Source organism: Olsenella porci (assembly GCF_009695875.1).
Lineage (GTDB): Bacteria > Actinomycetota > Coriobacteriia > Coriobacteriales > Atopobiaceae > Olsenella_H > Olsenella_H porci.
In genome coordinates this window covers 74,953-97,924 of the sequence record NZ_VUNC01000008.1, presented here as the reverse complement: position 1 = coordinate 97,924, position 22,972 = coordinate 74,953, and the positions used below count along the sequence as shown (strand labels likewise).

Sequence of the window (22,972 nt, the reverse complement as noted above, 5' to 3'; positions counted from 1 at the left end):
GCTAGGCCTCCAGGTAGTCCATGGTCCAGCCGGAGTTGACGTCCAGCTGGTTGTTGACGAGCTTGTTGTCGTTGAGCCACTTGAAGTAGGTGGCCCAGCGGTCCTTGTCGATGACGCCCCAGCTCTTGGCGTCGGCGACGTACTGGTCCTTGAGGTAGCTCTGGCTCTGGCGCACGAGCTTGGAGTCGAGCTCGGGGACCGCGTCACACAGGATCTGCGCCGCGCCGTCGGGGTCCTTGACGGCGTACTCGTACCCCTTCTTGGTGGCGCGGACGAAGGCCTTCACCACGTCGGGGCTCTTCTTGCAGAAGTCGTTGTTGGCGGCAAGCACCGGCGTGTAGAAGTCGAGCTTGTCGTCGATGCTTATGAAGCTGAAGTAGTTGTAGGCAAAGTCCTGGACGATGGCGTTCTGGACGGCCCAGCCCTCGTACACCCACACGCAGTCAAACTGCTTGTTCTTGAGGCTGGTCACCTCGTCGTCGGTGGAGACGGACACCATCTTGACCTTGGAGTAGTCGCCGCCGTCGGCCTCGACCACGTCCTTGATGGTGGCCTGCTCAACGGGCATGTTCCAGGTGTCGTACACGTGATCCTCCATGTGTTTGGCGCTGGTGATGCCGTCCTCCTTGCGGCTCATGATGCCCGAGGTGTTGTGCTGGATGATCGCGGCCACCGCCTGGATGGGCAGCGGGTTGTCGGACGCGAGGGCGTTGGCGATGTAGTCCTGGTACGACACGCCCAGCTGAGCCTGGCCGGAGCCGATCATGGCCTCCGCCGTGTCCTCGGCGGGCTGAACGATGTCGATGTCGATGCCCTCGTCCGCGTAGTAGCCCTTCTCCTTGGCCACGTAGATACCCGTGTGGTTGGTGTTGGGCGTGTAGTCCAGGCAGAACGTGATCTTGGTCTTGGCAGTGGAGCCGGCGCCCGAGTCTAACGCCGAGCCACCCTTGGATGCGGAGGCACCGCAGCCAGCGAGGGCGACGGACCCCAGGGCGAGGCCGCTCGCTGCGAGGAACTGGCGACGAGAGATGCTGTTCATGTTACTTCTCCCCTTCTGCCCTCTTCCAGGGCATGCAGAGGCGCTGGAGGGCGTCGACGAGCCCCATGAGCGCCAGCGACAGTGCAGAGATGATGATGATCACCGCAAACATGCGGTCGTACGAGAAGGACTTGCGCACCCGGGTCATGTACACGCCCAGGCCGCTGAAGCCGCCCAGCCACTCGCTGATCACGGCGCCCACGATGGCGTAGGTAGCGCTGATGCGCAGACCACTGAAGAACTGCTCGGCGGCGGCAGGCATCTTGACCTGCCAGAAGATCTGCCAGCGCGTGGCGTTCATGGTGCGCATGAGGTCGACCATGTCGGGGTCGACCGACTGAAAGCCCGAGACCAGCGACACCGTGATGGGGAAGAACGTGGTGAGCACCACGAGGACCACCTTGGGAGCCAGCCCGTATCCCAGCCACAGGATGAGGATCGGCGCCACGGCGATGGTGGGGATGGTCTGCGAGATGGTGATGAGCGGCGAGAACGCCAGGCGAAAGCCCTCGAACCGGTCCATGAGCACCGCGAAGGCAAAGCCCACGGCGCAGCCGATCACGAGGCCGAGTGCGGACTCGGCGAGCGTGGTGGCGGAGTTGGAGACCAGCAGCGGGAAGTCCCCCACCAGCGCCGCCATCACCTGCGTGGGCGTGGGCAGCATGAAGTTGGGCACGATGCCGCACACTACCAGCAGCTGCCACGCCATGAGGATGGCGAGCGTGGTCACGAGCGGGATCGCCACGCGCCGGGCGCGACCGGTGCCATGCGGGGCGGGACGGGCCTCTCCCCTGGAGCCTTGTGCCATGGGCTACGCGACCTCCGCCTTGCCCGTGGGCGCAAACTCGGGGTCGCCCTCGTGGTACTTGGAGACCTTGTGCTCGGTGGACATGACGTCCCCGCCGGGACGGTAGTCGATCTTGACGTAGGTCATCATCGAACCGCAGCCCGCCTTGGCACCCACGAGCTGGCAGTTCTTCACGACCTCCATGCACGCGTCGTAGTCACCCTCGATGGCGGTCTCGAACGGACCCACGAAGTAGTTCAGGCCCGTCGAGTCGATGTAGGCGATCACCGCGTCCACCACTCGACAGGTCTCCTCGTCGGACTTGGAGTCCATGGGCAGAAACTGGATTGCCACGCTACAGTCCATGCAGCTTCCCTTCCGGACGCCAAAAGGGGCGCCCACTCCACGTAGGCGCCCCGAACATCCGGTGCTCTGGTCCCTACGCCGGCATTACCCGGATCAGGTTCGGTCAGGGCCGCGTTGCTGGGCCCATTCTCAGCCGGCGTGCGCCAGCCCCCGTTTGTCGCGTGCCATTGTAGCGCAAGGGGGAGGGGCGTCTCCCCCTTGGGTCATGGGTTTCTGCAGGAGGGTTCGGGGACTTTGGCCACGACCCCTCCCGAGACAGATATTCGGCATGGCGATCGACGTCCAAGTCACGCGCGTTGCTCAAAGGATCCAATTGGTCATCAGCACTCGAAGAGGAGGAATTGGTCATACTCTTCCGTCGTGGTTTTGACTTGTTGGGGGAGAGACGATGGAATCATCTGCTCAAGACATGGAAGAGCGCGAGGGAATGGCCCGGGACGCGGGCGAGACGGGCAAGACCCTCGGCGCCCGTGGGTCGCTTGAGGTGGGGGTCGCCCTCTTCTCCATGTTCTTTGGGGCGGGCAACCTGATCATAGCCCCGCTGCTGGGCGTACAGGCGGGGCCCAACGTCGTGGCTGCGACGCTGGGGTACCTGGTCTCCGGGGTGGGCCTGCCCATCGCCGCCATCGTGGCCATAGCCCGCGCGGGGACCGCGGGGTCTCTCCTCGACCGCATCGGGACGAGGTTCTCGCGCGTGTTCGCGATTCTCACCTACCTGGCCATAGGACCCCTACTCGCCATCCCTCGAACCGCCTCGACCTCCTTCGAGATGGTGAGTCCGCTACTCCCCTCGGGAGGGGATGCTGGCGCCTTTAGGCTGCTGTTCTCGCTCGCCTTCTTCGCCGCGGCGCTTGCCTTGGCCCTCCACCCAACTCGGATCGTCCGCCTCATGGGCAAGGTGACGGGGCCTCTGCTGATCGCCCTCCTCGTGCTGATGGTCGCGGCGCAGGTGGTGGCACCCGCCGGGGACCCGCTCGCGGAGGCGCAGACGGGCTACGCCGCGACGCCGGCGGTGGCGGGCTTCCTCCAGGGCTACCAGACGCTCGACCTTCTCGCCTCGCTCGCCTTTGGCGTGGTCATCACCAGCAGCATCCGCAGCCTCGGGGTCACCAGGCCCGATGCGGTCGCCCGCCAGGTCGCGCGGTCGGGCGTCGTCGCGGGCGCGCTCATGGCGGTCGTGTACTGCGCCCTCAGCTACCTGGGCTCGAGGATGGGCACCGTAATGCCACGGGCACAGAACGGGGCCGAGGTCATCTCGCTCGCGGCCTCCATGCATTTTGGAACCGCAGGAGCCGTGCTCACCGCCGCCGTCTTCCTCATCGCCTGTTTCAACGTGTGCGTGGGGCTGGTCTCCTCCATCGGCGAGTACTTTGCCAAGACCTTCCCACGACTCTCGTACCGTGCCTGGGCGATGCTCATCGCGTTAGTGTCGTGCGGTCTCTCCAACGTCGGCCTCACCGCCATCCTCGCTTACTCGGTGCCCGTGCTTATGGCCCTCTATCCCATGGGAATCTGCGCCGTGGCGATGGGCCTCGTGCCCGGGTCTCAGCGACACGTGCTGCCCTGGCGCGTCTCGATGGCATGCGTCGGCGCCGTGAGCACGCTCTCTGCGCTGCGCGAAGCGTTCGCCTCCGGCCTTGCACTTCCCCTCGATCGCCTTCCCCTGTCCTCCATGGGGCTGGGCTGGGTTGTCCCGGGCGTCCTGGGGTTTGTCGCGGGGACTGTGGTCGGTGAAATCGCCCATGCGCACCATGCCTGCTGAGGAAATGCGAGTTATGGCAATCTGAAAGCCTCGACTGCCGAGGAAATGCGAGTAATGGCAGAGAAACAGGGCCCCGAAGCACCTCTGGCTGCAAACACTCGCCTTTTCTCAGCGGCTGGGCACCTCCCGATTGCCAACACTCGAGTTTTCTCAGCAGCCTTACTTGGGACCCTCCCAAGGAAGCTAAATCGGTGGCATCAAGCCCTCGACATTCCCACAATCGGTAAGTCTTGGCGACCATAATCAGTAAGTGGGATGGCCCACAATTAGCAAGCGGCGGGGCCAACGGCTTGGTACCGGTGTCCTCCGGCGGTTGCAGGATGCGTTCGTGCAAGCCTCAGAACGGCACCTATCCCTCGGAGCCCGCCAGCTGCATGTCGAGCAGGCGGCGTTCCAGCCCCTCGTCGACAGCAAAGAGGTACAGGCCGTGCACCCCGCGCTTGAGCAGGACGTTGAGCTCGTGCCTGAGGTTATCCTCGGGCCTCTCGCTTCCGTTGATGGCCTGGCTGTTGCAGCTCTTGGTGGGGTCGAACACCAGGTGCCCATCGCGCCAGCAAACGGACGGGCCGATGATGACGCCGGCGTAGTTGAGGTCGAACCCCTGGATGGTGTAGATGGATCCGCACTCGCCCAGGGTGTGGCTCTGCTCCGCCCATGCCTTGCCCTTGTCCCGCCTCGCCTCCGCGGGCGTCTGGACAGTCTGGTAGTTCCACGGCATGTGGAAGCACTCCGAGGAACCCGCCTCGCCGGTGTCGGATTGACTGTCCTGCCGGTGGCCATCCTGCCCAAGTGAGACCCAGTGGCTCTCCTCCCGAACGATACGGACCTCCCACACCCCTCCAAATGCGGGGTGCGACTTGCTGGAGTACGGCCAGTCGTACGTGGCAAGCATGCGGGAGAGCCCGTGGGACGTGTCGTCGACCATCTCGCCCGACTTATCGTCGAAGGTCAGCGCCCGTTCCTCGATCGCTGACCTCAGCTCGAACGGGGAGTCGAAGACCCTGATTTGGTAGGGCTCGTGCCCGTCCCGCGGGATGTCGTGGGGAATCGGGCCCACGCCCCTCCCACTGGCGAAGTCGTCGATCCACGCGATGACCTCGTCGCAGGCGTCGATGCGATACTGCTGGCGGAGCAGCAGGTTGGAGACGTGAAACGGGAGGCGGTCGAGCTCGGCCTGCCTCCGCGGGCACTCGGTGCAGCGGCCCGGGAAGCGATCCTGCGGAAACAGGGCGTCCCTCATCTCTGGGGCAAGCTCCTGCGACTTCCTCAGCACCTGCCCCAGGTCGTATACCGCCACGACGACCCGTGCGCGACGCATGATGTCCACGAGCATGTTCCTTGAGCCGCGATACCCCTGGTTGCCCTCGTTGAGGAGGAGGTGTGCCTCGTCCACGAGCGCGATGTCCACGGGGTGCATGGGATGGTCCTGCCTGTCAAGCCCCCTGCCATGCCCCAGTTCGCTGTGCTGGTTGATGAACTGCGTCGGCGCCAGGACCACCTTGCCGTCCGACCCCTGGAGTGCGAGCCGGCGCATGATGGCGTTGTATACGGTGAGCTGCTCCTTGTGGTTGACCAGCAGGCACGCGTCCACGGTCCTCTCGCCTGACCCAAGCTCGTTCATGATGCGAAGGAACAGGTGGCTCAAAAGCACGGTCTTGCCGGTCCCCGCCATGCCCTCGACCACAATGAGCTCGCCGGTGGATACGGGCGCGTCCGGGTTTGACGGCACCTCTCCCCCGCTTGGCAGCGCCTGGCGCAGGCGGGCGAGAATCGCGTCCTCCGCGTTGAGCTGGTCCCTCCCGAGGGCGTGGAACGGCGATGCCTTGAAGATGGCGGAATCCCGGATGACCGACTCCGCCGGAAAGAGCCGCGGCTCGTACCGGTTGAGCTTGCGCCACGCCGCAGATGTGATGGCGGGGAGCTCGCGCTTGGTGAAGTAATCGTCCTGGGGGTTGCCGCGCCCGTTGACCAGGGTCACGTCCTCCACGTCGGACGCGAGGAGGTAGCTCAGGAAGGTGTTCTCGAGGTCGAGCGTGAGCGACTTGTTGAAATGGTCCTGGCCAATGACCAGCATGCGGGCGTCCGACTGGTTCAGCTGGTGCCACGCCTTTCTGCCGCGTTCCGAGCGGTACGTGACGTCGTCCGAGTAGTGCTCCTTGGTCCGGCGCACGATGGAGTTTGTCTCACCCACGTACACCAAGAACCTGTCGCGCTCGAACCCGCTGCGCATGCGCTCGTGACGCTTGCCGTGGATGATGTAGACCGTCGGGAAGGTCTTCAGGAGCGCCCGGTCCTCCCGCGAGACCGCACGGCCATCGACCTCGCGGTCGACGTCGTCGATGCTCTGCTCGACCTCGCGGTCGTCCTCGCGAAAGGGGACGTCGATGACTATGGGCTGCCTTGGCGCCATTGCCCTCCCTGGTGAGACGTGCCGAGACGTTGCCGCGAACGCATCCGCCGAGTGAAGGCGCACCCCGGCCGGCTGCGTTGTCGTGGCCCGTGCCGATAGCTAGCCGAGCTGGGGGGTCGGTATGGTGCATCTCTCTCTGCCGGACGACCGCCCAAGCTGACGGCACCCCCGGCGCTAGAGTTCGGTGTACTTTCTCGAGCTTCCGCGGCTCAGGCTTACAGGATACTTCTTGGCGTTGGCCTCGAGCTTGCGGTTCACGATCTGAAGAGGGTCAAGGTCGCACGCATCCGCCATGTAGAGGCAGTAGATGAGGACGTCCGCGAGCTCCTCCGCCACCCGATCCGTCCGCCCCTCCACCGAGACATCCGACCCCGACCACTGGAACGCCTCCAGTAGCTCCGCCGCCTCGAGGCTGATCGAGATGGCGAGGTCCTTGGGGTTGTGGAACTGCGCCCAGTCCCTTTGATCGCGAAACGCCCGCACCCTGGCGATGGTCTCCTCGTAGTCCCGCATGCGCCACGACCTCCTCTGCCCATGCCATTGACGACTCACCATTATGCGCCGGCGGGGCGAGATGACCGCCGACGACTCCCGCCGCCCATCCCGCCGGCAGGGCGGGCACACGTCCCCGCGGCTCAGTCCCTCATGCCCCGGCGCTCAACGCCCGGCTGATTGTAGTAGCGGCGCTTTTCTCCGTACATCTGTCGCTCCGCACGCCTGGTGAGCTCTGCGACATCGATGTTGGGTGCTTCCGAGACGGCAACGCCAAACGAGGCGTGGCAGGAACTCCCCTCCGCGAGGCGCCTCGCCTCCTCAACCTTGCTCCTGATCTGGCCCTCGTCGAGGTCGCAGGCGAACACGACGAACTCATCGCCTCCGATGCGATACGTGTCCTCCTTGCCAAACGCCTCCCTGAGCGCGGCACTCAGGCACTTGAGCATCCTGTCCCCGGCCTCGTGCCCAGATCTCTCGTTGAGCTCGTGGAGGCCGTTGAGGTCCGCATACACGCAACCCAGACTCCGCTTGCAACGCAGAGGGTATTCTGAGAGCGCCTGCTCGTAAGAGTTACGGTTTCTGACCCCTGTGAGCAGGTCCTTCTCGCTGAGCTCGGCAAGCTTGAGCTGAGCGTATTCCTGCTGGAGCTTCACGTTGAGCATGTATGAGTTGATGCCAATGCTGACGGCGGAGAAGAGACAGGAGTTGACGATGTCGTCCACCACGAACGCCGGGTTATCGAATATCAACGACATGCAAACGAAGAAGGCGGTGTTGATGAGGATGCAGAGAATGATCCTCCGGCGCCTATCCGTGAAGAGCAGCGGCGAGGCGAGGACGAAGGCGGGAAAGGCGGTCGCGACCAGGTCCGCATTGAGGCGCGTCCCCAATACCGTCGAGTAGACGAGCAGGCAGCTAATCGTCACATAGGTGAGGAACCCAATCTTCCTTTCGTCACTCGGCTTCACACGAACTGCGACAAAGCACAGGAGGAGGGAGAGCATAAGCGAAATGAGATACAGGATTCTTGCGCGACTCATCATCGAACTGAAGAACGACATAAGCAGCATGAGCACCATCATGATGGAGAAGGCGGCGGTAACGATGATGATGCTGCGGCGGTTCTCTCTGGCAATGCTTGGCCGGATGCGCTCCCACTGCTCGTCGGTAATATGCGACTTGATGCCGACGCGCACTCCTCCATTTCGCAAGATCACCATCGGCCCGAAGAACCCCCCCCCGCACGCATTCTTTGCATGCGGTATCGTTCACACTCCTACGCAGAAGCCCACTCGGGCAGTTGACACGCAACGGCAGCAGACCCCATTGATGTGGCTAAGGCGCACACACCTCTCCCTCACCTCCCAATGGGGAGAGAGACGCGCCACACACGGTCTGTAATACAACTTAATCCTCTTGGCCGAGGACCCCCGCATCAAAATCCGTCACAATCCTATTTGCATGGTTCCGCTTCGCCTCGTACATGTAGCGGTCGGCGCGGGCAACCACAGACTTGAGGTCGTCCTCATCCCTGACCACGGTCATGCCCATGGACACCTGACAGTCGATTTCCTGGTCGCCCTCGCTGACGCGTCCCTTCTCCGCAATCCTCGCAAAGCGGCGGGACGCACCCTTGACGTCCTCGGCACTCCTCAGGCGGAGGATGCCAACAAACTCGTCGCCACCCCAGCGGCAGAAGTCATCGGTCTTTCTTCCATACTTTCGAAGGGCGAGGGCGAAGGCCCTCAGGACCTTGTCACCCACCACGTGCCCGTAGGTGTTGTTAAGGTAATGCAAGTTGTCGACGTCAGCAAAGAGAATGGCGAACTGCCGCCCCGTGCGGTGATAGAGCTCCAGGGCATCATCGATGCAGGACTCCATGTACTTTCTGCCCGGCAGGCAGGTCGTGGGATCCCTCGTCGCCACCTCATATATCTGCTTCACGAGGCCGTGCTCGTAGTCGCCATCCGCGAGCGGGACAAAGAGCGAGACGACCCTCTGGATTCTCCCCTCCCCGTCCTTCAGCGGGGCGAGCGTGTTCCTAATCAGTACGTCGTTTCCATCCTTGGCCCTCATGAACATCTGGGTAGTCTGCGGTTTACCCGTCGCCAAGGCGAGAATCGCAGGGCAATGGTCCGATGCAATCCTCGTCCCGTTTGCATTGGAGCAGCCCAGCTCCGAGTCGATACACCTCCTACCCACCATCTCGCTTGAGGAATAGCCAAGGAGTCGTTCTGCCTCACGGTTCCAAAACTCGACCGTCTGATTGGGCTGCAGGACATAGCACCCAATGGGGACAGAGTTCATGAGACCCTTGAAGCCATCCCAGGACGCGACGGTGTCGTCATGGGAGCGCTCGTCCCCTGCGGGACCAGGATTGAGGTCATCGGCAAAGAGCAAGCCTGTGACCCTATCGTGCAACCTCACCATCTCGTCGATGTACAGGACCCGAACGTCCGCAAAAAGCGTAATGTTCGTGCTCCCGACCTTGTGAATGGCATCGATGCTGGTACGTATTCTGCTGGCAATGTCCCTGAGCTCGCTCTTAAGGCGATACTTGGCGAGAACCCCGAAGAGCCCTCCCCCAAGATTGGCGCAGGTTGCCTCATTGCCTAGTGCATTCGCAACGGCTACCTCGCAGGCAGAGTCCAGCCTTCGCACCGCGTCGCGTCCCTGCCGATCGAGAATCCGCGGTACCTCGGGTATCCTGATGCAGATGGCTCCGAACAACCTTCCGTTCATCCGGTAGTCCGCCACATACTCCATGAGGTCGCGGACGAACCTCTCGGTCTCGTCACAGCTGCTCGAGAACGAATCTTCCTGGGCACCATCAGCCTCAAGTCTGGGGTCCTCCGTAAAGCACCCCATCAGGCCACTGACCTTTCCGTTGTGATAGATCGGCCACTTGGTGGCGCAGATGCTCCGAGTGACGCCCCTCGCTATGCAGGTGCCCGGAACGACACGGCTCACCTTGCCGGTTCGTAGCACGCCGAGCTCTTCCTCCTTGTAGAGCTCCTCGTTTGGGTGCCACTCCATGTCCTCGTCCGTCTTGCCGATGATCTCGCTAGACGAGGCAAATCCGTAGTAGTCGAGGAAGGCGTTGCTTGCCCCCAGGAACCTGCGCTCTCCATCCTTCCAGAACAGCTTGAGGGGAACGTTCTGCACCAGGGAGTCCCAGAGCACGTCGCTAACGGACTGGTTGCGCCCCAGCAACAGCGACTGAGAGCTCTCCTGAATGGTGCGGAGCGTATCCTCCAAACCCTTCATGTCAAGGAGACGTATGCCATACATCACCTTTTCCCTGTTTGAATCCTGGGCAAAGGCGAGCACGTGCTCCATCCACCGATACCTGCCGTCGTCATCAAGGGTGCGAAAGGCATCGCGGACGACCATTCCGCTTGTGTTCTCCAGGCGCTCGCGCATCGTGCCCAGGTCAAGAAACGCGGCGTACCTGCCCCTATCGGCATCGAAGACCCGGGGGACGATGCTCGCGCACTCGCCACTCTCGCCCCATAGGACGGTCTCCTGCTCCCTGGGGTCGGTGGAGATGTTCTCGAAAACGATGTCCCGAACCGTGCCGTCTGAAAGGCTGACGTAGAAAACGTTTTTGTAGTACGCAAAAATGCTGGCCGCGGCAGCCCTCAACTCCACTAGCCTCTTCGTCTGCTCGGTCAGGTCGGAGAAGCTTGCGACTATGACGCTGTGGCCACCCACCTGGCTGACGGAGCGAAAGCGGAAGAGCATCTCCCTTCCAAAGAACGTGATGGCCTGCTCCCCCACCTTTCCGGATTTCGTCGCGAACAGCACCGCCTTGTCCAGGTCCTTGCCAGAAAGCCAGTTCCACTCGTTCACGGCGTCCTCGAAGGCTTTGGGGCCATTCATCCCATACTGGGGGAACATTTTCGACGCAGCCGCGTTGTACTGCAGGGTGCGGAACGAGCCATCGTAGTAGTCGTACATCACGAGCGGAGAATCCGAGAGGAAGTTGACGTAGGCCGCCTCATCGAGCAGGGCCTTCTGCCTTGCATCCTCAATCGAGCTCCCACGCCTCATGCAGGCGTCCAGGACCTCGTCAAATGGAAGGGGCTTCCCAAACAGGTACCCCTGCATCTTCGCACAGCCCGCCATCCTGAGGAAGTCCGCCTGCTCCTCGGTCTCGACACCCTCCGCGAGCGTCCTGATGCCAATCTCCTTGTCCATGGCAATTACCGAGGAGATTATCTTCCGCGACCGATCCGTGTCCTTGCGCAGGAAGCCCATGTCGAGCTTGAGGACGTCGAAGTCGTAGTCCTTGAGGAGGTTCAGCGAGCTGTAGCCGCTCCCGAAGTCGTCCATCCAGACCTCGTAGCCAGCTTCGCGGAAGTTGTTGAGCGCATCGATGATTGCCGTCTCCTGGGAGGCAAACGCACTCTCGGTGACCTCAATGTGAAGGGAGCTCCTGGGGATGTCGTGCTCCCTCACGAGGGCCTCAACCTCGCCAAAGATGTCTCCGCACAGGAAGTCGACCCGAGAGAGGTTGACGGAGATCGGTATCTCGGCCAGGCCCAGTCGGTTTCGCCCCGCGATCCTCTCCACGACCTGTCTGATGACACAGAGGTCGAGCTTGCAGATCTGGCGCGAATCCTCGAGGGGCCTGACAAAGACCGCAGGCGAGAGAAGCCCCCTCGTGGGGTCGTCCCAGCGGGCGAGAGCCTCCATTCCACAGAGGTTTCCCGTGCTCGACCGAACGATGGGCTGATAGTAGACGCGAATCCAGCCGTTTCGTATTGCCTCGTCGATGTTGGAGACAACGTACTCCGCGACCTCCAGGCGCCTCCCCATCTCTTCGTCGTAAACAGAGAACCTGGTTCCCGGATGCTTCCTGCAGTCGTCACAGGCAACCTTCGCGCGGTTGCAAATCGTCTCCGGGCTTGACTCGTGGTCGTCCCAGACACTCGCACCGATTCTGATGCCGACACCCTTGGGCGCAATCTCCTGGAACACCTCGACCACGGTTACGACCTTCGCCCGAATGTTCCCCGAGTGCATGAGTACCGCAAAGTGGTCGACGTCAAAGCGCGATATCGGATTGGCGGGGAAGATGGCCCTGAGGTGGTCCCCCACAGACTTGAGGAACGCATCTCCAGCCGAGATCCCCTTGCGCATGTTGATGGAGCGAAAGTTCACCACGTCGATGTAGAGGACCGCGAGCTCGGACTCGTCCCTCGCAGAGTTGAACTTACTCCTCCACCTATGCATGACCTGGAAGAAGGAGCCCATTGGAATCAGCCCGGTGATGGGGTCGAGGGTGTCTGTCTCCACGAGGTCACCCCGAAGGCCCTGACCGACCGTAAGGTCGACGACCATGGGGTCTCCGTCCGTGGTCCTCCATGCGACGGATCGAACGCGAATCAGCTGCCAGCGATTGTCTCCCTGGCTGATATGGCACTCGTATGTGACTGGCGTTCCGACGTTATCAAGCACGCGCTGCTCGTTGCCCTTCACGAGCTCGATGTCATCCGGACTGACGAAGCTCCAGAAGCTGCCACTGCACGAGTCGATGAGTTCGGCAGTCGAGCCGCTTCCGAGCATCTCCAGGCACTTCTGGTTCGCAAACGTCAAAGCCCGCCCGCCGTCTTTAAGCGAATAGGCGAGTACCGGCATCGGGATAGTGTTGAGAATGTCAAAGAGCACCTGTGGGGAGCACTCCTCAGAGACAATCTGCGATGCCATGGCATTCCCTTCGCGACTAAGCACGTGCGCTTGATAAACCCGACCAACACTCTTGTCCTGAGGCAGTCTCTACGAAAGGGAGCGTCGGGGGGTCAACTCTGTTCTATTCCCAAACGGGCTGGTTCGCAATCCGCCGCAGAGGTCATTGGTCAACCCTTTCAACCCTTTCGGCACGCTGAAAGCAGGCACCCGGCGGGGGTGGCAGCAAGCAGGATTGCCCGGCCCCTCTCCCCTGGCGTTGCCTACGCGCGAGAAGGCGAGAGAATCAGCGCCCCCCAAGCAGTCGACGATATGCCTCCGGGCTCTCGGTCATCGCCGCCGCCCGCTGCAGCCCCAGGTGCTTCCGCAGCTCATCTTGTGAGGAGTGCAGCCCCCGCAGCAGGGCAACCATGCCGTCGGCGTCGTCGAACACGTGCTCCGGACTCACGTAGCGCGGGCGGTGCAGCGTATTCGAGAAGCCCAGGATCAGCTGGTTGTTGAGGAACGCCCGCTTGACGGACGAGACGATCTCGCTCCCACGGTTGATGTCGAGGTACCAGTCGCAGTCCTGGAACAGCCGGGCGAAGGTTGCCTTGGAGGCCACGGGATAGAGACGTACGTTGGGCTGGGACCCAAAGGCCATCAGCTTGCCGGACATCTCCGTGACGGCGGCGATGTGGAAGCGCATGTTGGGCAGCGCCCCCACGATCTGGCCGAGCGCCTCGATCTGATCGGAGTTGGTGCAGACCAGGACGTCGTCGCCAGCAGCGTTGTCCCGCTCGAAGCCATAGGCAAAGCCAAAGGGTCGTACGTAGTCGCCCGACGCGCCAAGTGACAGGAGCATCTGGCAGCTCTGAGCATTCTGGACCAGGACCTGCCTGGTGTGGGAGCCTCCGCGCAGGATCATCTGCATGTTTCCGGGGATGTCGTTGCGGGGGCCCTCCTGCCAGAACAGCACGTTGCCGGCGGGGTGCATGGCCAGGCGCTCGCTCACGAAGAGCGGGTACGAGAGCGAGTTGTAGAATATTCGCTGGCCCTCCAGCCCAAGTCCCCTCAGCGTGGCCACGGCAAGCTCAGTGCGGTTGCGGTAGCGCCTCGTGACCCCGTTGCGCGAGACAATCAGGTCTCCGGTCACGTAGTTCTCCACGATGCGCTCGCAGTCCCGGTCGTCGAACCAGGAGCAGCAGAACCGCTCCCCTCGCTCGTTGAACGTGGTCCTGGCATAGAGCTGGCCCTGGAGGTCGTAGTGGTCCGTGAAGCGCACCGTGCCCGCCTCGTCCAGCCAGTCCACGTCGCTCACGATGCGACTCGCCTCCGTGCGCGCGTAGAAGATCCTGCCCCGCAGGTGGTTGCGGTCAAAGACCTTCCCCGAGGTCCCGTCCGCGGTGATCTCCCAGTAGTCGGGCAGCTCAATCTGGTTGAAGTGGCGGCCCGTCCCGGGCGTCCAGCCCGCGTGGGCAAGGCGGTAGTCCCGCACCTGGGCCGCGTCCCTTTCCCCCGCCTCACGAACGGCACCGGGGAACGTACTCGCCACGGAGTCGCCCGCCGCCAACCGGTACAGGGAATGCACGCCCTCTGGCAGGCAGGCGTCCTCGGAGAGCACGATCACTGGACCCGAGAAGCCCGCGCGCCAAAAGGAGTCGGCGAGCATCCCCGCCATCTCGTCGTAGTGGTCGAGCAGGAGGACGCCCTCCCCGCTCACCTTGTCCCAATCACGCCGTTCCATCGCTCAGCCACACGCTCCGTAAGGTAGTCTTCCGCAATCTGGTAGGACCTGCGCTCAAACGCCGCTCGGTCGTCGTGCAGGAAGTACCGCGTCACGCAGTCCGCCAACGCCTGCACCCGCTCGCCCTCGGTCATGGCCTCCCTGACCGGGACCAGGTGTCCGTTCCCACCGTCGTCGATGAAGGTCGGGTTGCCGTAGGGGACGTCGAAACCGATCATGGCGAGGCCGCTACCAACCGCCTCCATCAGGCTCAGGCCAAAGCCCTCGCTCGTGGAGCCAGAAAGGTACAGCTCGTAGTTGGGATATACCTGCGCCATGTCCATCTGCCCCAGAAAGCGCACGTACTCCCCCGCGTCGCGCTCCCTCACCAGCGCCTGGAGGCGCCCGAGCTCTGAGCCCTCGCCGCAGATGTCCAGGGTCAGGCCCGGGACCCTCTCCCTGGCACGCACGCAGGCCTCGATCACCCAGTCCAGGTGCTTCTCCGATGCCAGGCGAGACGCCGTGACCACCGAGAACGGCTTGCGCGGCGTTGCGGGATGGGTAAGGTGGTCAAGACTCCCCACGGGAATCACGACGATCCGCGGCGCCTCGCCAACGTAGCGCCGGAACTGCTCGGTCATGAGGTCCGCCTGCGCCTGCGTCGAGGTCACGAAGAAGTCGATGTGGCGGCACATGTCGAAGGGGTACTCGTAGTAGTTGTTCCAGAGGATGTGCGTGTCGTCGGTCCCAGAAACGCTGTAGTGGTCCGCGTGCACCACCACGCCCACCCGTGCGTCACCCGCGTTCTGTAGGATCGCCTGGCCGATGCCGGTCGTTCTGTCGATGATCACGGTGTCACTCGCGGAGAGGTGCAAACGACGCACGAAGTAGCCCACCAGGTCCTCCTTGGAGAAGAGCACCTGGTCGGAAAAGCGGAACGTCGACCCGTTGGCAGAGGGCATCTCCTCGTAGGCGACGGACCCGTCCTCGTTGAAGAAGCGCCTGAGGTACAGGTGCGCCCTCCCGTCGAGGGGGGCGTAGTACTCCGAGTAGATGCGCCCATAGGTGAAGTAGTCCTTGCGGATCAGCCTTCCGCCCGACACGTACTCCACGCGGTGGAGGAGGTCGCGCTTCTCGTCCGTGAAATACAGCGTGCAGTAGTCCCCCCGTCCCGCAAACTGCAGCCTGCCGACCTTGCCGTCACGGGTGACCGCGTAGTCCTGGTCACCGATCGTGTCCTGAAACTGCGCCAGGGTGTGGGTGACCGGCGACACGCGGAAGTCCGTGAACGCGGTGTAGAGCCATACCACCTCGTCGTCCTCGAAGCCAATTGCCCTGGTGAAGTGCTCGATGTTCTCCTGCGGAAACATGTCGGTAAACACGAACCGGGCGGGCTCCCCGAGCGCGCGGAACATCCGGGCGCGGTAGAGCTGCGCGTACTCGACGCCGCTCGACGCCCAGCCGATCCCAAGGTTGAAGTTGTAGATCATCGTAGCCCCTCTTACGGAAACAGAATCTTCCGCTTGCCGTCCCGCCCCATCTGGAACTCCGCCAGGAAGAAGTTGCGAGCGATGCTCTCCATCATCATCCGCTGCATGTCCTGGAAGGAGCGGTACGCCTCACGACTGTACTCGAAGATGGGGTTGCGCTGCGCGGTGCCCCGGGAGACGATGGCATACTGGAGCTGCTGCAGGTAGTCGACCTCCTCGACCCAGCCCTCGTCGAGCGCCTTCAGCATGCAAGCGCGCGTGTAGTCCTGCAGCTCCTCGGGCGAGGCGAACGTGGCGACCTTGGCGGAGTAGAGCCGCTCGGCATAGTCATCCAACCTGTTGACCAGCGTGCGGGCGTCCGGGGCGTCTCGGAGCATGGAGAGCTCCTCTTGGTCCAGCTCGTAGGACAGGTTGTCCAGCACGTAGCGGTTGAGCTCGGCCTGGGTCAGCTTGGGATGCCCACTCACAAAGCGGTTGAGGTTCTGGCGCACGATCGAACGCACCTGGTCCTCTGGCACCGTCTCCCCGTCCAGCAGCCTGTTTCGGGCGCCGTACAGGATCTCGCGCTGCCGGCGCAGAATCCGGTCGTAGCGAACCGCCTGCTCGCGGGACGAGACGCTCTGCTCCCCTATGGTCCTCTGGGCGCGGTCGATCACGCCCCGGAGCTTCCGGCGCGAGACGGGACGGTCGGCGTCCAGGATCTGAGAGGCCTTCTCGGGGTACATCTGGGTCACGATCTCGTCCTCAAGGGAGACGAAGAACTGGCTCGACCCCGGGTCGCCCTGCCTGCCTGCGCGGCCACGCGCCTGGCGCTCGAGGCGTGTGTTCTGCATTCGGCCCAGGCCAATCACGGCGAGGCCGCCCAGCTTGCGGACGCCCTCCCCCAGCTTGATGTCGGTCCCGCGCCCCGCCATGCCGGTGGAGACCGTCACGGCGTTCTTCTGGCCCGCCGCCGCGATAATCTCTGCCTCCCAGTAGGCGTTGTTGGCATTCAGCACGCTGTGAGGCACGTGCTTCTCAACTAGCATCCTGGAGAAGATCTGCGTGTCCTGGATCGTCGCCGTGACCACCAGGACGGGGCGGCCGCTCGCATGGCAGCGCAACGTCTCCTTGAGGGCGGCGTCGTACTGCTCCTCCGCTGTCTGGAAGTAGCGGTCCTCCCTGTCCACCCTCTGGACCCCGCGGTGCGTCGGCACGACCACCACGCGCTTGTGGTACACGCGCAGCAGCTCGCTCCTGGCGTCCGAGAACGTGCCGCTCATGCCGCACATCATGGGGAACATGAGGAACAGATTCTGGTAGGTGATGGATGCCACGGAGCGCTGCTCCTGCGAGATCTCCAGACGCTCCTTCTGCTCCAACGCCTGGTGCACGCCCCCGCGCAGCTTCATGCCCGGGAGGCTCCTGCCCGTGCTGTTGTCCAGGAGGACGACCTCGCCCTTGTCGGACACCATGTAGTCCTCTTGCGGCTTGAACAGGACCCTCGCGCGCAGCGCCAGCTGGATGTGGCGGTTGAGCTCGAAGCTCTCGCGTGCGAACAGGTTGGGAATGCCGAAGTAGCGCTCCGCGTACCTCACGCCGTCGTCGGTCAGCCAGACGGCCTTATCCTCCACCTCGTAGTCGCGCTTCTCCCTGAGCGTGGAGGCGAAGAAGTCCGCGGTCGCATAGAGGTCGGACTGCACGCGCGGGGAGCCCGAGATGACCAGCGGCATCTGTGCCCCGTCGAGCAACACCGAGTCCGCCTCGTCGATCAGGATGAAGTCGAAGTCCCTGAGGAAGCGGTCCTCCGCCCGCTTGACGAGGTTGTTGAGCAGGTAGTCGAACGCCAGCACGCTGTGGGTGGTGTAGAGGATGTCCGCCGCATAGTTCTCGCGCTTCTCGTCGTTGGTGAGGGTGTGGTCGGGCGCCTTGGAGACGCCCGCGCGCTCGGTCAGCCCCATGAACGTGAACACGGGACGCATCTGCTCGGCGTCACGGTAGGCCAGGTACTCGTTTGCAGTGACCAGGATCGTGCTCCTCCCCGTGAGCGCATGGAGGTAGAGGGGCATCGTCGCCGTGAGGGTCTTGCCCTCCCCAGTGCTCATCTCGGCGAGGCAGCCCGCCTGCAGCGCCGCCGCGCCGTAGATCTGCTCGTCGTACGGGTAGGTGCCCAGCACCCTGCGGTCAGCCTCCGCGATAGCCGCGTACGCCTCGGGCATGATTGCGTCGAGCGACCGGCCCCTCGCGAGCTCGCTCCTGAGCCGTGCGGTCTCGTTCCGCAGCTCGTCGTCCGAAAGGCCGCGCGCCCTTTTTGAGCGTGCCTTCACCGCACGGACCACCCGGCCGAGCCTCCCCCCCGTCATTCCTGCCCCCTCTCGGTGATCGTAAACGAGTGGAAGTGGAACGCATGTGCCCCTGCGCAAATCAGCTGCGCCTCGTAGCTGTAGGTCTTGAGCGGGCACTTCAGATCCATCTCGGGCTGGTCCATGACCAGGCTGCCGGCTTCCTCCCCGTTCTTGCCAAGGAACACGAAGCGCAGGAAGATGCCCTGCGGAACGTCGCAGTCAATGTCGAGGGAGACGTGGTAGCTCCCCTCGCCGTCGATGATCGGCAGAGATGGCTCCACCCTTCTCCCCTGGTAGTTGACCATGGAGTACCAGGATTTGATTACCGTCCCCGCAGGCATGAGGTCGTTGCGAAACTCCACGTCGTCGCGGGCGTGGAACTCCAGCTCCGACCCATACAGGTAGACGCCGCTGGCATACTCGTCCCAGTAGACGGTCCAGCTCCCCTCTTGCTCAGGCATCGCGCCTCCTGCCCCTTCCGTACTCCTGGCCCAGAACCCGGTGATACTGGCCGACGAACCAGCTTACGATGCCCCGCGTGTCGTCGTTGTGGCGGCCGTGGAGACCTTTCCCTATCACCTTTGCCCCGTTTCCGCTCAAGTGGGACAGGAGTCGCTGGTAGGCGTCGTGGTCGTAATCGTCCTCGATCATGTACGCCGCATAGATGGTGCGCCCGGACCAGTCCGTTTGGTCAAAGCGGTCCCAGAACCGATTGTTGAGCCGCTCCACCGCGTCGTCGTCCAGGCTGCCGCACTCCTTCCAGAGCAGGTCGAGCGAGGTCGGAAACACGCCCGGCCGCTGCAGGCGCTCGTTCTTGGCAACGTTGCCCAGGCTCAGGAGCGGCTTGCCCACGATCACGTCGCTGGAGCGAACCATGGTGCCGTAGTACAGCGCGCCGAAGGTCCCCATCGAGAGGCCCGAGAGGACCATCTGTTCCTCCGTGAAGCCGAGCTCCCCCAGGGCATCCCGTATCGCCCTGCAGACCAGACCCTCGTACTCCTCACTCCCAACGTAGAAGGCACCGCCCTCTAGCCTGGCGTCACTCACCAGCAAGAATGGGCAGCCCATCCGCCGCATCATGTGGTAGCCCTCAAAGCCCTCCATGGTCTTGTATCCGGAGAAGTACACGCACAGCGGTGGCTTCAGGTCACCCGGATCAAAGTAGGTGAACAGCTCCTCGCGGTCGGCGGTGACCCAACGGCGCCCGCCCGGCACAAAGGCACCCACCCCGCGCCGCGAGTGGCGGTCGTGGAGGGCCCGAATCCTGAGCGTCCCCTGGCCCCGCGCTTTGAGCGTCACGAAGATCGGGCCCGGGAGCTTGTCGTTGTCGATGGTCACTAGCTCGCGCAAGTCCTCCTCCGAGAACCTCCAGACGTTCTGGACCACCGAGACGCTGCCACGCGGGAACTGTACCACCTGCAGCTCAATCTGCACGTCGCCGTCCTTCTCGTACTCGAGCCAGAGGTCGATGGCCTGCCCCTGCTCCACCGGGACGTTACCGCGCCAGTAGGCAACCTGCTGCATGGACTCGCCAAACGAGCCCTGCAAGACCGCCTCTGTGTAGCCGTTCCAGCGCACGCTTCCCCTGAAGTTGGGAGAGATTGCCATCGCATGCGGGTCGAACTTCTCGCCATAGGGGCTCGAGAAGTAGTTTCTCAAGTCGTCACTTAGGAAGCGCGGGATGTCAGCCTCCGTATACCTTCGCCCCATTCGGCTCCGCATCAGGCGTGCCATCCGCGCGTCCAAGGCAACGCCATCGGACACGAACAGGCAGTATGCACGAACGTGCCGGGCGAGATACGCGACCTCGGACTCCGTGAGGTCACGCGCCACGAATGCAATGTCGTACTCGGGGTCGTCGGCCTCAAGGACGGGCTCGAAGCACCACTCCACGTCCTCCCCCAGCTCCACCAGCCTGGAGTAGTCGCTATTTCCGAGCTGCAGCGCCCGCGTGCTGACCAATCCCGATCACCTCCTTCCAGGCCTTCACGAGCTCCTCGGAGGTGAACCTGCCGCCCAGCTCGTAGGACGCAATCTGCGCCTCGTTGAAATTCTCCACGCTACCAAGGTAGAAGTCCACCGCGTCGGCAAGCTGGGAGACGTCCTCGATGACCCTGCCGTTCTTCCCGTCCTCGAGGTATTCAGTCCCGCGCATAGCGATCTGCGGGATTCCCGTGCTCATGGCCGAGATCTGCAGAAACTGGTCGGGCAGGGGCGAGAGGTCAACGACCACGCGCTGCTCGCGAATCGTGCGGCTCACGTGCAGCTCGTCCACGCACTGGCTCACGGAGAAGACCACCGGCGTGCCGTCTGACTCCGGGAGCCCGTTCTCGGACACCCCCTGCCTATCGCTCGCCATCTCCGGGTCTAAGCCAGCCCTCTGGAGGGCGCCCTGGGCTCGCCTGAGCAGGGAAATCTTCTCGTCATAGTGCGCCGAGCGAGTGAAGAGGCATACCCGGGCCAGGTGGTTCCTCGTGATGACGTAGTTGGCAAGAGAAACGATTGTGGCGTCAAACAGCTCCGGCGCCAGCGAGTCGACGGCGACCAGGACGTTCTGGACGTGCAGGTGCAGGCTCACGCCAAACTCAACCCGCGCCTCGTAGGGGGTGATCACACGAACCGGGACGGTGCTTGAGCCCATGGACTCGCACACGCCGAAGGCGGTCGCCTCCTTATCCACCACCACGCACGCTGCCGACGAGAGGAGCCTCCGCCCCGCAGTTGTAAGGCCTCTCTCCCCCATGCGACGGCCAAAGAACGAGAGGACCTTTGGACGTCCAGCGAGGGCGCGATCCAGGACCTCGGAGTGCTGCGGGTCCATGGCGATGGTGAACACGTCGTCTTTGGCCGTGTCCCTCAGGAAGTCCTCCAGCACCTCCTCGATCACATCGTCCAGGCGGTCGTAGCGCTGCCTCTGGTACGGAACCCGCTTGGCGGAATCCCCGCTCCCGTGCAGGAACCACGCGCTGGCGGGATTGATGACCACGTGCCCGTCCGTCAGGTACTGGGCAAACTTCCAGGTGCCACCATCGTCGAAGTACCGACGGCGAACCGGGACGCCGTCCTTGTAGGCGATCTGGCACGAAACGAAGCCACGGTCGTCGTAAAGATTGGTGCAGACGCGCTGGCCGCCTTGGAACATGTCCACAAGGAACATGTTGCCGTCCTCGGCAAACTCCACCTGCGCGAACTTCTCGCCCCCTCGCATTGCGAGCACGGCAAAGGGAGAGTAGACAAACTCCACGTCGTCCGGCCAGGCCAAGTCGTGAAACGAGAACGTGCGCATGGGGCGGGGGGCGATTCCCTGCATGGCGTCGAAGCACGACCAGTAGGGCGCGTGGTAGACGCCCTGCCGGTGCAGGAAGTGGCGGAAGTTGGGAGAGAAACCCAGGAGCACGATTCGAAACGGAGCCACATGGCGGCGGAAGAACAGCTGGACCTGCTTCACGGTGTCATCGAACTCGGTCACGGTCCTGGCGCGATACCAGACCTGCTCGTTCTCCATCCACTCGCCCTGCTTGTACCAGGCTGGAACAAAGTACTGCACGCTGCGTCACTCCCCTCGCGCTACATGAAGAACCGATACGCGTCATACCGGTAGTACGAGGCGATCTCTTGAACAAGACTGCAGACGATGCTGGTGATGATCATCATCGAGGTGGGGTTCATGGCAAGTGCTGCCGGGATCATCTCCCGCATCGACAACGCTAGCGAGACGGCCATGCAGCACGCCTGCAGCATGCCACTGATCAGACTCCACCTAAGCACGATGCCGGTCAGGAACCGCCTGGTCTGCTCGCCCGCATACATGCCGACGATGCTGTCGCCGTTGCGCTGCATCTGGTGTGCCGTCTCCCGCGGATTGAGCATCAGGAAGGAGAACAGCACGGCAAGGACGACTATCAGGACGAGGTACACCGCCACGCCCAGGGGCCTGGTCAGGACCATGTTGTCGCTGATGGAGACAAGCGCCGCATTTTGGGGATAGAAGCTCACCAGCATGTGGACGAGGTAGTACGGCAGCAGAAACGCGGACGACGCGAACATAACCGGCATGATGCCCATGGGGGCGCGCTTGTAGGCTAGGTAGTTCTGGTCGGCATGAACATTGTGGATCGAGACCCGCTGCAATGGGACCTTGATCATCGAGTTCTCCATGTAGGCGGTGCCAGCAATCGCCACCAGGCACAGGATCGCGATTGCCGGAAACTCAAAGAAGTGGTTGGCGCTCATGTTCTGGAAGAGCGAGAGCGCGATGTTGAGAAGGATGATCGGCATTGAGGCACCAACCCCATGCCGTTCGTTCTGAAGGCACATGAGGCTCGCCAGCATTGCGCCGCCAAACATCTCCAGGATCACGATGGTCCTCACCAGCCACAGCGGACCCGCATCTGGTCGATACGAGAGTCCATACGACTGCACGATCGCCATGACCACGCTGAAGACGACAGAGACCCAGCGCATCCAGCGATCACTCTGGATCTTCGAGATCTTGGCCCTCGAGGTCGAGTTGCGAAACGCAAAGATGATCTGGACGAGAAGCGATGCGTTGAGGTAGGGGGCAATTCCCAGGGCCATCACCGTCATCCGGTACCTGTCGCCGCTGACCAGCGTGGAGAGGAAGTACTGCGCGCCGCTGGCGTCGGTCGTCTCGTCCGCAGCCACGCCGTACAGGAGGATGCTCCGGCAGAGCATGTAGGCAGCCACAACGAGAAACGTGAACAGGAGCCGGTTCCGCAGCTCGTGTGGTTGCCTCATGTCCATTAGAAACGAATCCTTCCCGCGCACCGTCATCCCCTCCCAGGGCAGAGAAACCCATATCGGCCACCCACCTCGCTATCCGACGCAAGGCAGGTGGCCGAAACAGTCAACCAATGCCGCTAGCGCCTGATCTGTAGGGACA

At 63.0% G+C, this 22,972-nt stretch carries 15 protein-coding genes; 1 reads left to right on the top strand and 14 read right to left on the bottom strand.

Features of this window, described 5'->3' with window-relative positions; all coding sequences use genetic code 11:
- Position 1: 1 nt before the first annotated feature.
- The 3 genes from FYJ68_RS09400 to FYJ68_RS09390 are packed head-to-tail and all read right to left on the bottom strand — an operon-like array spanning position 2 to position 2,192.
- A complete protein-coding gene (locus tag FYJ68_RS09400; RefSeq protein ID WP_154436038.1) occupies positions 2-1,039 on the bottom strand; it encodes an ABC transporter substrate-binding protein in 1,038 nt (345 codons plus the stop codon).
- A 1-nt stretch (position 1,040) separates the two neighbouring features.
- Positions 1,041-1,847 (bottom strand): ABC transporter permease, encoded by an 807-nt coding sequence (locus FYJ68_RS09395; protein WP_154436037.1) that lies wholly within the window; start codon positions 1,845-1,847, stop codon positions 1,041-1,043.
- 3 nt (positions 1,848-1,850) lie between these two features.
- Positions 1,851-2,192 carry a thiamine-binding protein gene (locus FYJ68_RS09390; protein WP_154436036.1) on the bottom strand — a complete coding sequence of 114 codons (342 nt, stop codon included), beginning with the start codon at positions 2,190-2,192 and terminating at the stop codon, positions 1,851-1,853.
- 409 nt (positions 2,193-2,601) lie between these two features.
- Between FYJ68_RS09390 and brnQ the strand changes: the two genes are divergently transcribed.
- Positions 2,602-3,954 (top strand): branched-chain amino acid transport system II carrier protein, encoded by a 1,353-nt coding sequence (gene brnQ / locus FYJ68_RS09385; RefSeq protein ID WP_154436059.1) that lies wholly within the window; start codon positions 2,602-2,604, stop codon positions 3,952-3,954.
- A 349-nt stretch (positions 3,955-4,303) separates the two neighbouring features.
- On the opposite strand, the gene FYJ68_RS09380 is transcribed toward brnQ, so the two are convergent.
- The 11 genes from FYJ68_RS09380 to FYJ68_RS09330 all read right to left on the bottom strand — a co-directional run bounded on the left by FYJ68_RS09380 (position 4,304) and on the right by FYJ68_RS09330 (position 22,833).
- Positions 4,304-6,364 carry a DUF2075 domain-containing protein gene (locus tag FYJ68_RS09380; protein ID WP_154436035.1) on the bottom strand — a complete coding sequence of 687 codons (2,061 nt, stop codon included), beginning with the start codon at positions 6,362-6,364 and terminating at the stop codon, positions 4,304-4,306.
- Between the two features lie 174 nt (positions 6,365-6,538).
- On the bottom strand, positions 6,539-6,877 hold the full coding sequence (locus tag FYJ68_RS09375; protein ID WP_154436034.1) for a nucleotide pyrophosphohydrolase: 339 nt from the start codon (positions 6,875-6,877) through the stop codon (positions 6,539-6,541).
- 122 nt (positions 6,878-6,999) lie between these two features.
- Complete coding sequence (locus tag FYJ68_RS10520; RefSeq protein ID WP_195837794.1) at positions 7,000-8,055, bottom strand: GGDEF domain-containing protein; 1,056 nt, start codon at positions 8,053-8,055, stop codon at positions 7,000-7,002.
- 211 nt (positions 8,056-8,266) lie between these two features.
- Complete coding sequence (locus FYJ68_RS09365) at positions 8,267-12,571, bottom strand: EAL domain-containing protein (RefSeq protein ID WP_154436032.1); 4,305 nt, start codon at positions 12,569-12,571, stop codon at positions 8,267-8,269.
- 265 nt (positions 12,572-12,836) lie between these two features.
- Positions 12,837-14,276, bottom strand: coding sequence for an accessory Sec system glycosylation chaperone GtfB (gtfB, locus tag FYJ68_RS09360; RefSeq protein WP_154436031.1), 1,440 nt, complete (start codon positions 14,274-14,276; stop codon positions 12,837-12,839).
- Positions 14,249-15,745, bottom strand: coding sequence for an accessory Sec system glycosyltransferase GtfA (gene gtfA, locus FYJ68_RS09355; protein WP_154436030.1), 1,497 nt, complete (start codon positions 15,743-15,745; stop codon positions 14,249-14,251). Before gtfA ends, gtfB begins: the two co-directional genes overlap by 28 nt.
- An 11-nt stretch (positions 15,746-15,756) precedes the next feature.
- Positions 15,757-18,087, bottom strand: coding sequence for a preprotein translocase subunit SecA (gene secA, locus FYJ68_RS09350; protein ID WP_154436029.1), 2,331 nt, complete (start codon positions 18,085-18,087; stop codon positions 15,757-15,759).
- Complete coding sequence (asp3, locus tag FYJ68_RS09345) at positions 18,084-18,530, bottom strand: accessory Sec system protein Asp3 (protein ID WP_154436028.1); 447 nt, start codon at positions 18,528-18,530, stop codon at positions 18,084-18,086. The genes secA and asp3 overlap by 4 nt, the downstream gene beginning before the upstream one ends.
- Positions 18,523-20,031: an accessory Sec system protein Asp2 gene (asp2, locus tag FYJ68_RS09340; protein ID WP_154436027.1), complete on the bottom strand. Its 1,509-nt coding sequence runs from the start codon at positions 20,029-20,031 to the stop codon at positions 18,523-18,525. The genes asp3 and asp2 overlap by 8 nt, the downstream gene beginning before the upstream one ends.
- Positions 19,997-21,616, bottom strand: coding sequence for an accessory Sec system protein Asp1 (gene asp1, locus FYJ68_RS09335; protein ID WP_154436026.1), 1,620 nt, complete (start codon positions 21,614-21,616; stop codon positions 19,997-19,999). Before asp1 ends, asp2 begins: the two co-directional genes overlap by 35 nt.
- Before the next feature lie 20 nt (positions 21,617-21,636).
- Entirely contained in the window at positions 21,637-22,833 is a 1,197-nt protein-coding gene (locus tag FYJ68_RS09330; protein WP_195837793.1) for a hypothetical protein, read from the bottom strand.
- Between the last annotated feature and the right edge of the window lie 139 nt (positions 22,834-22,972).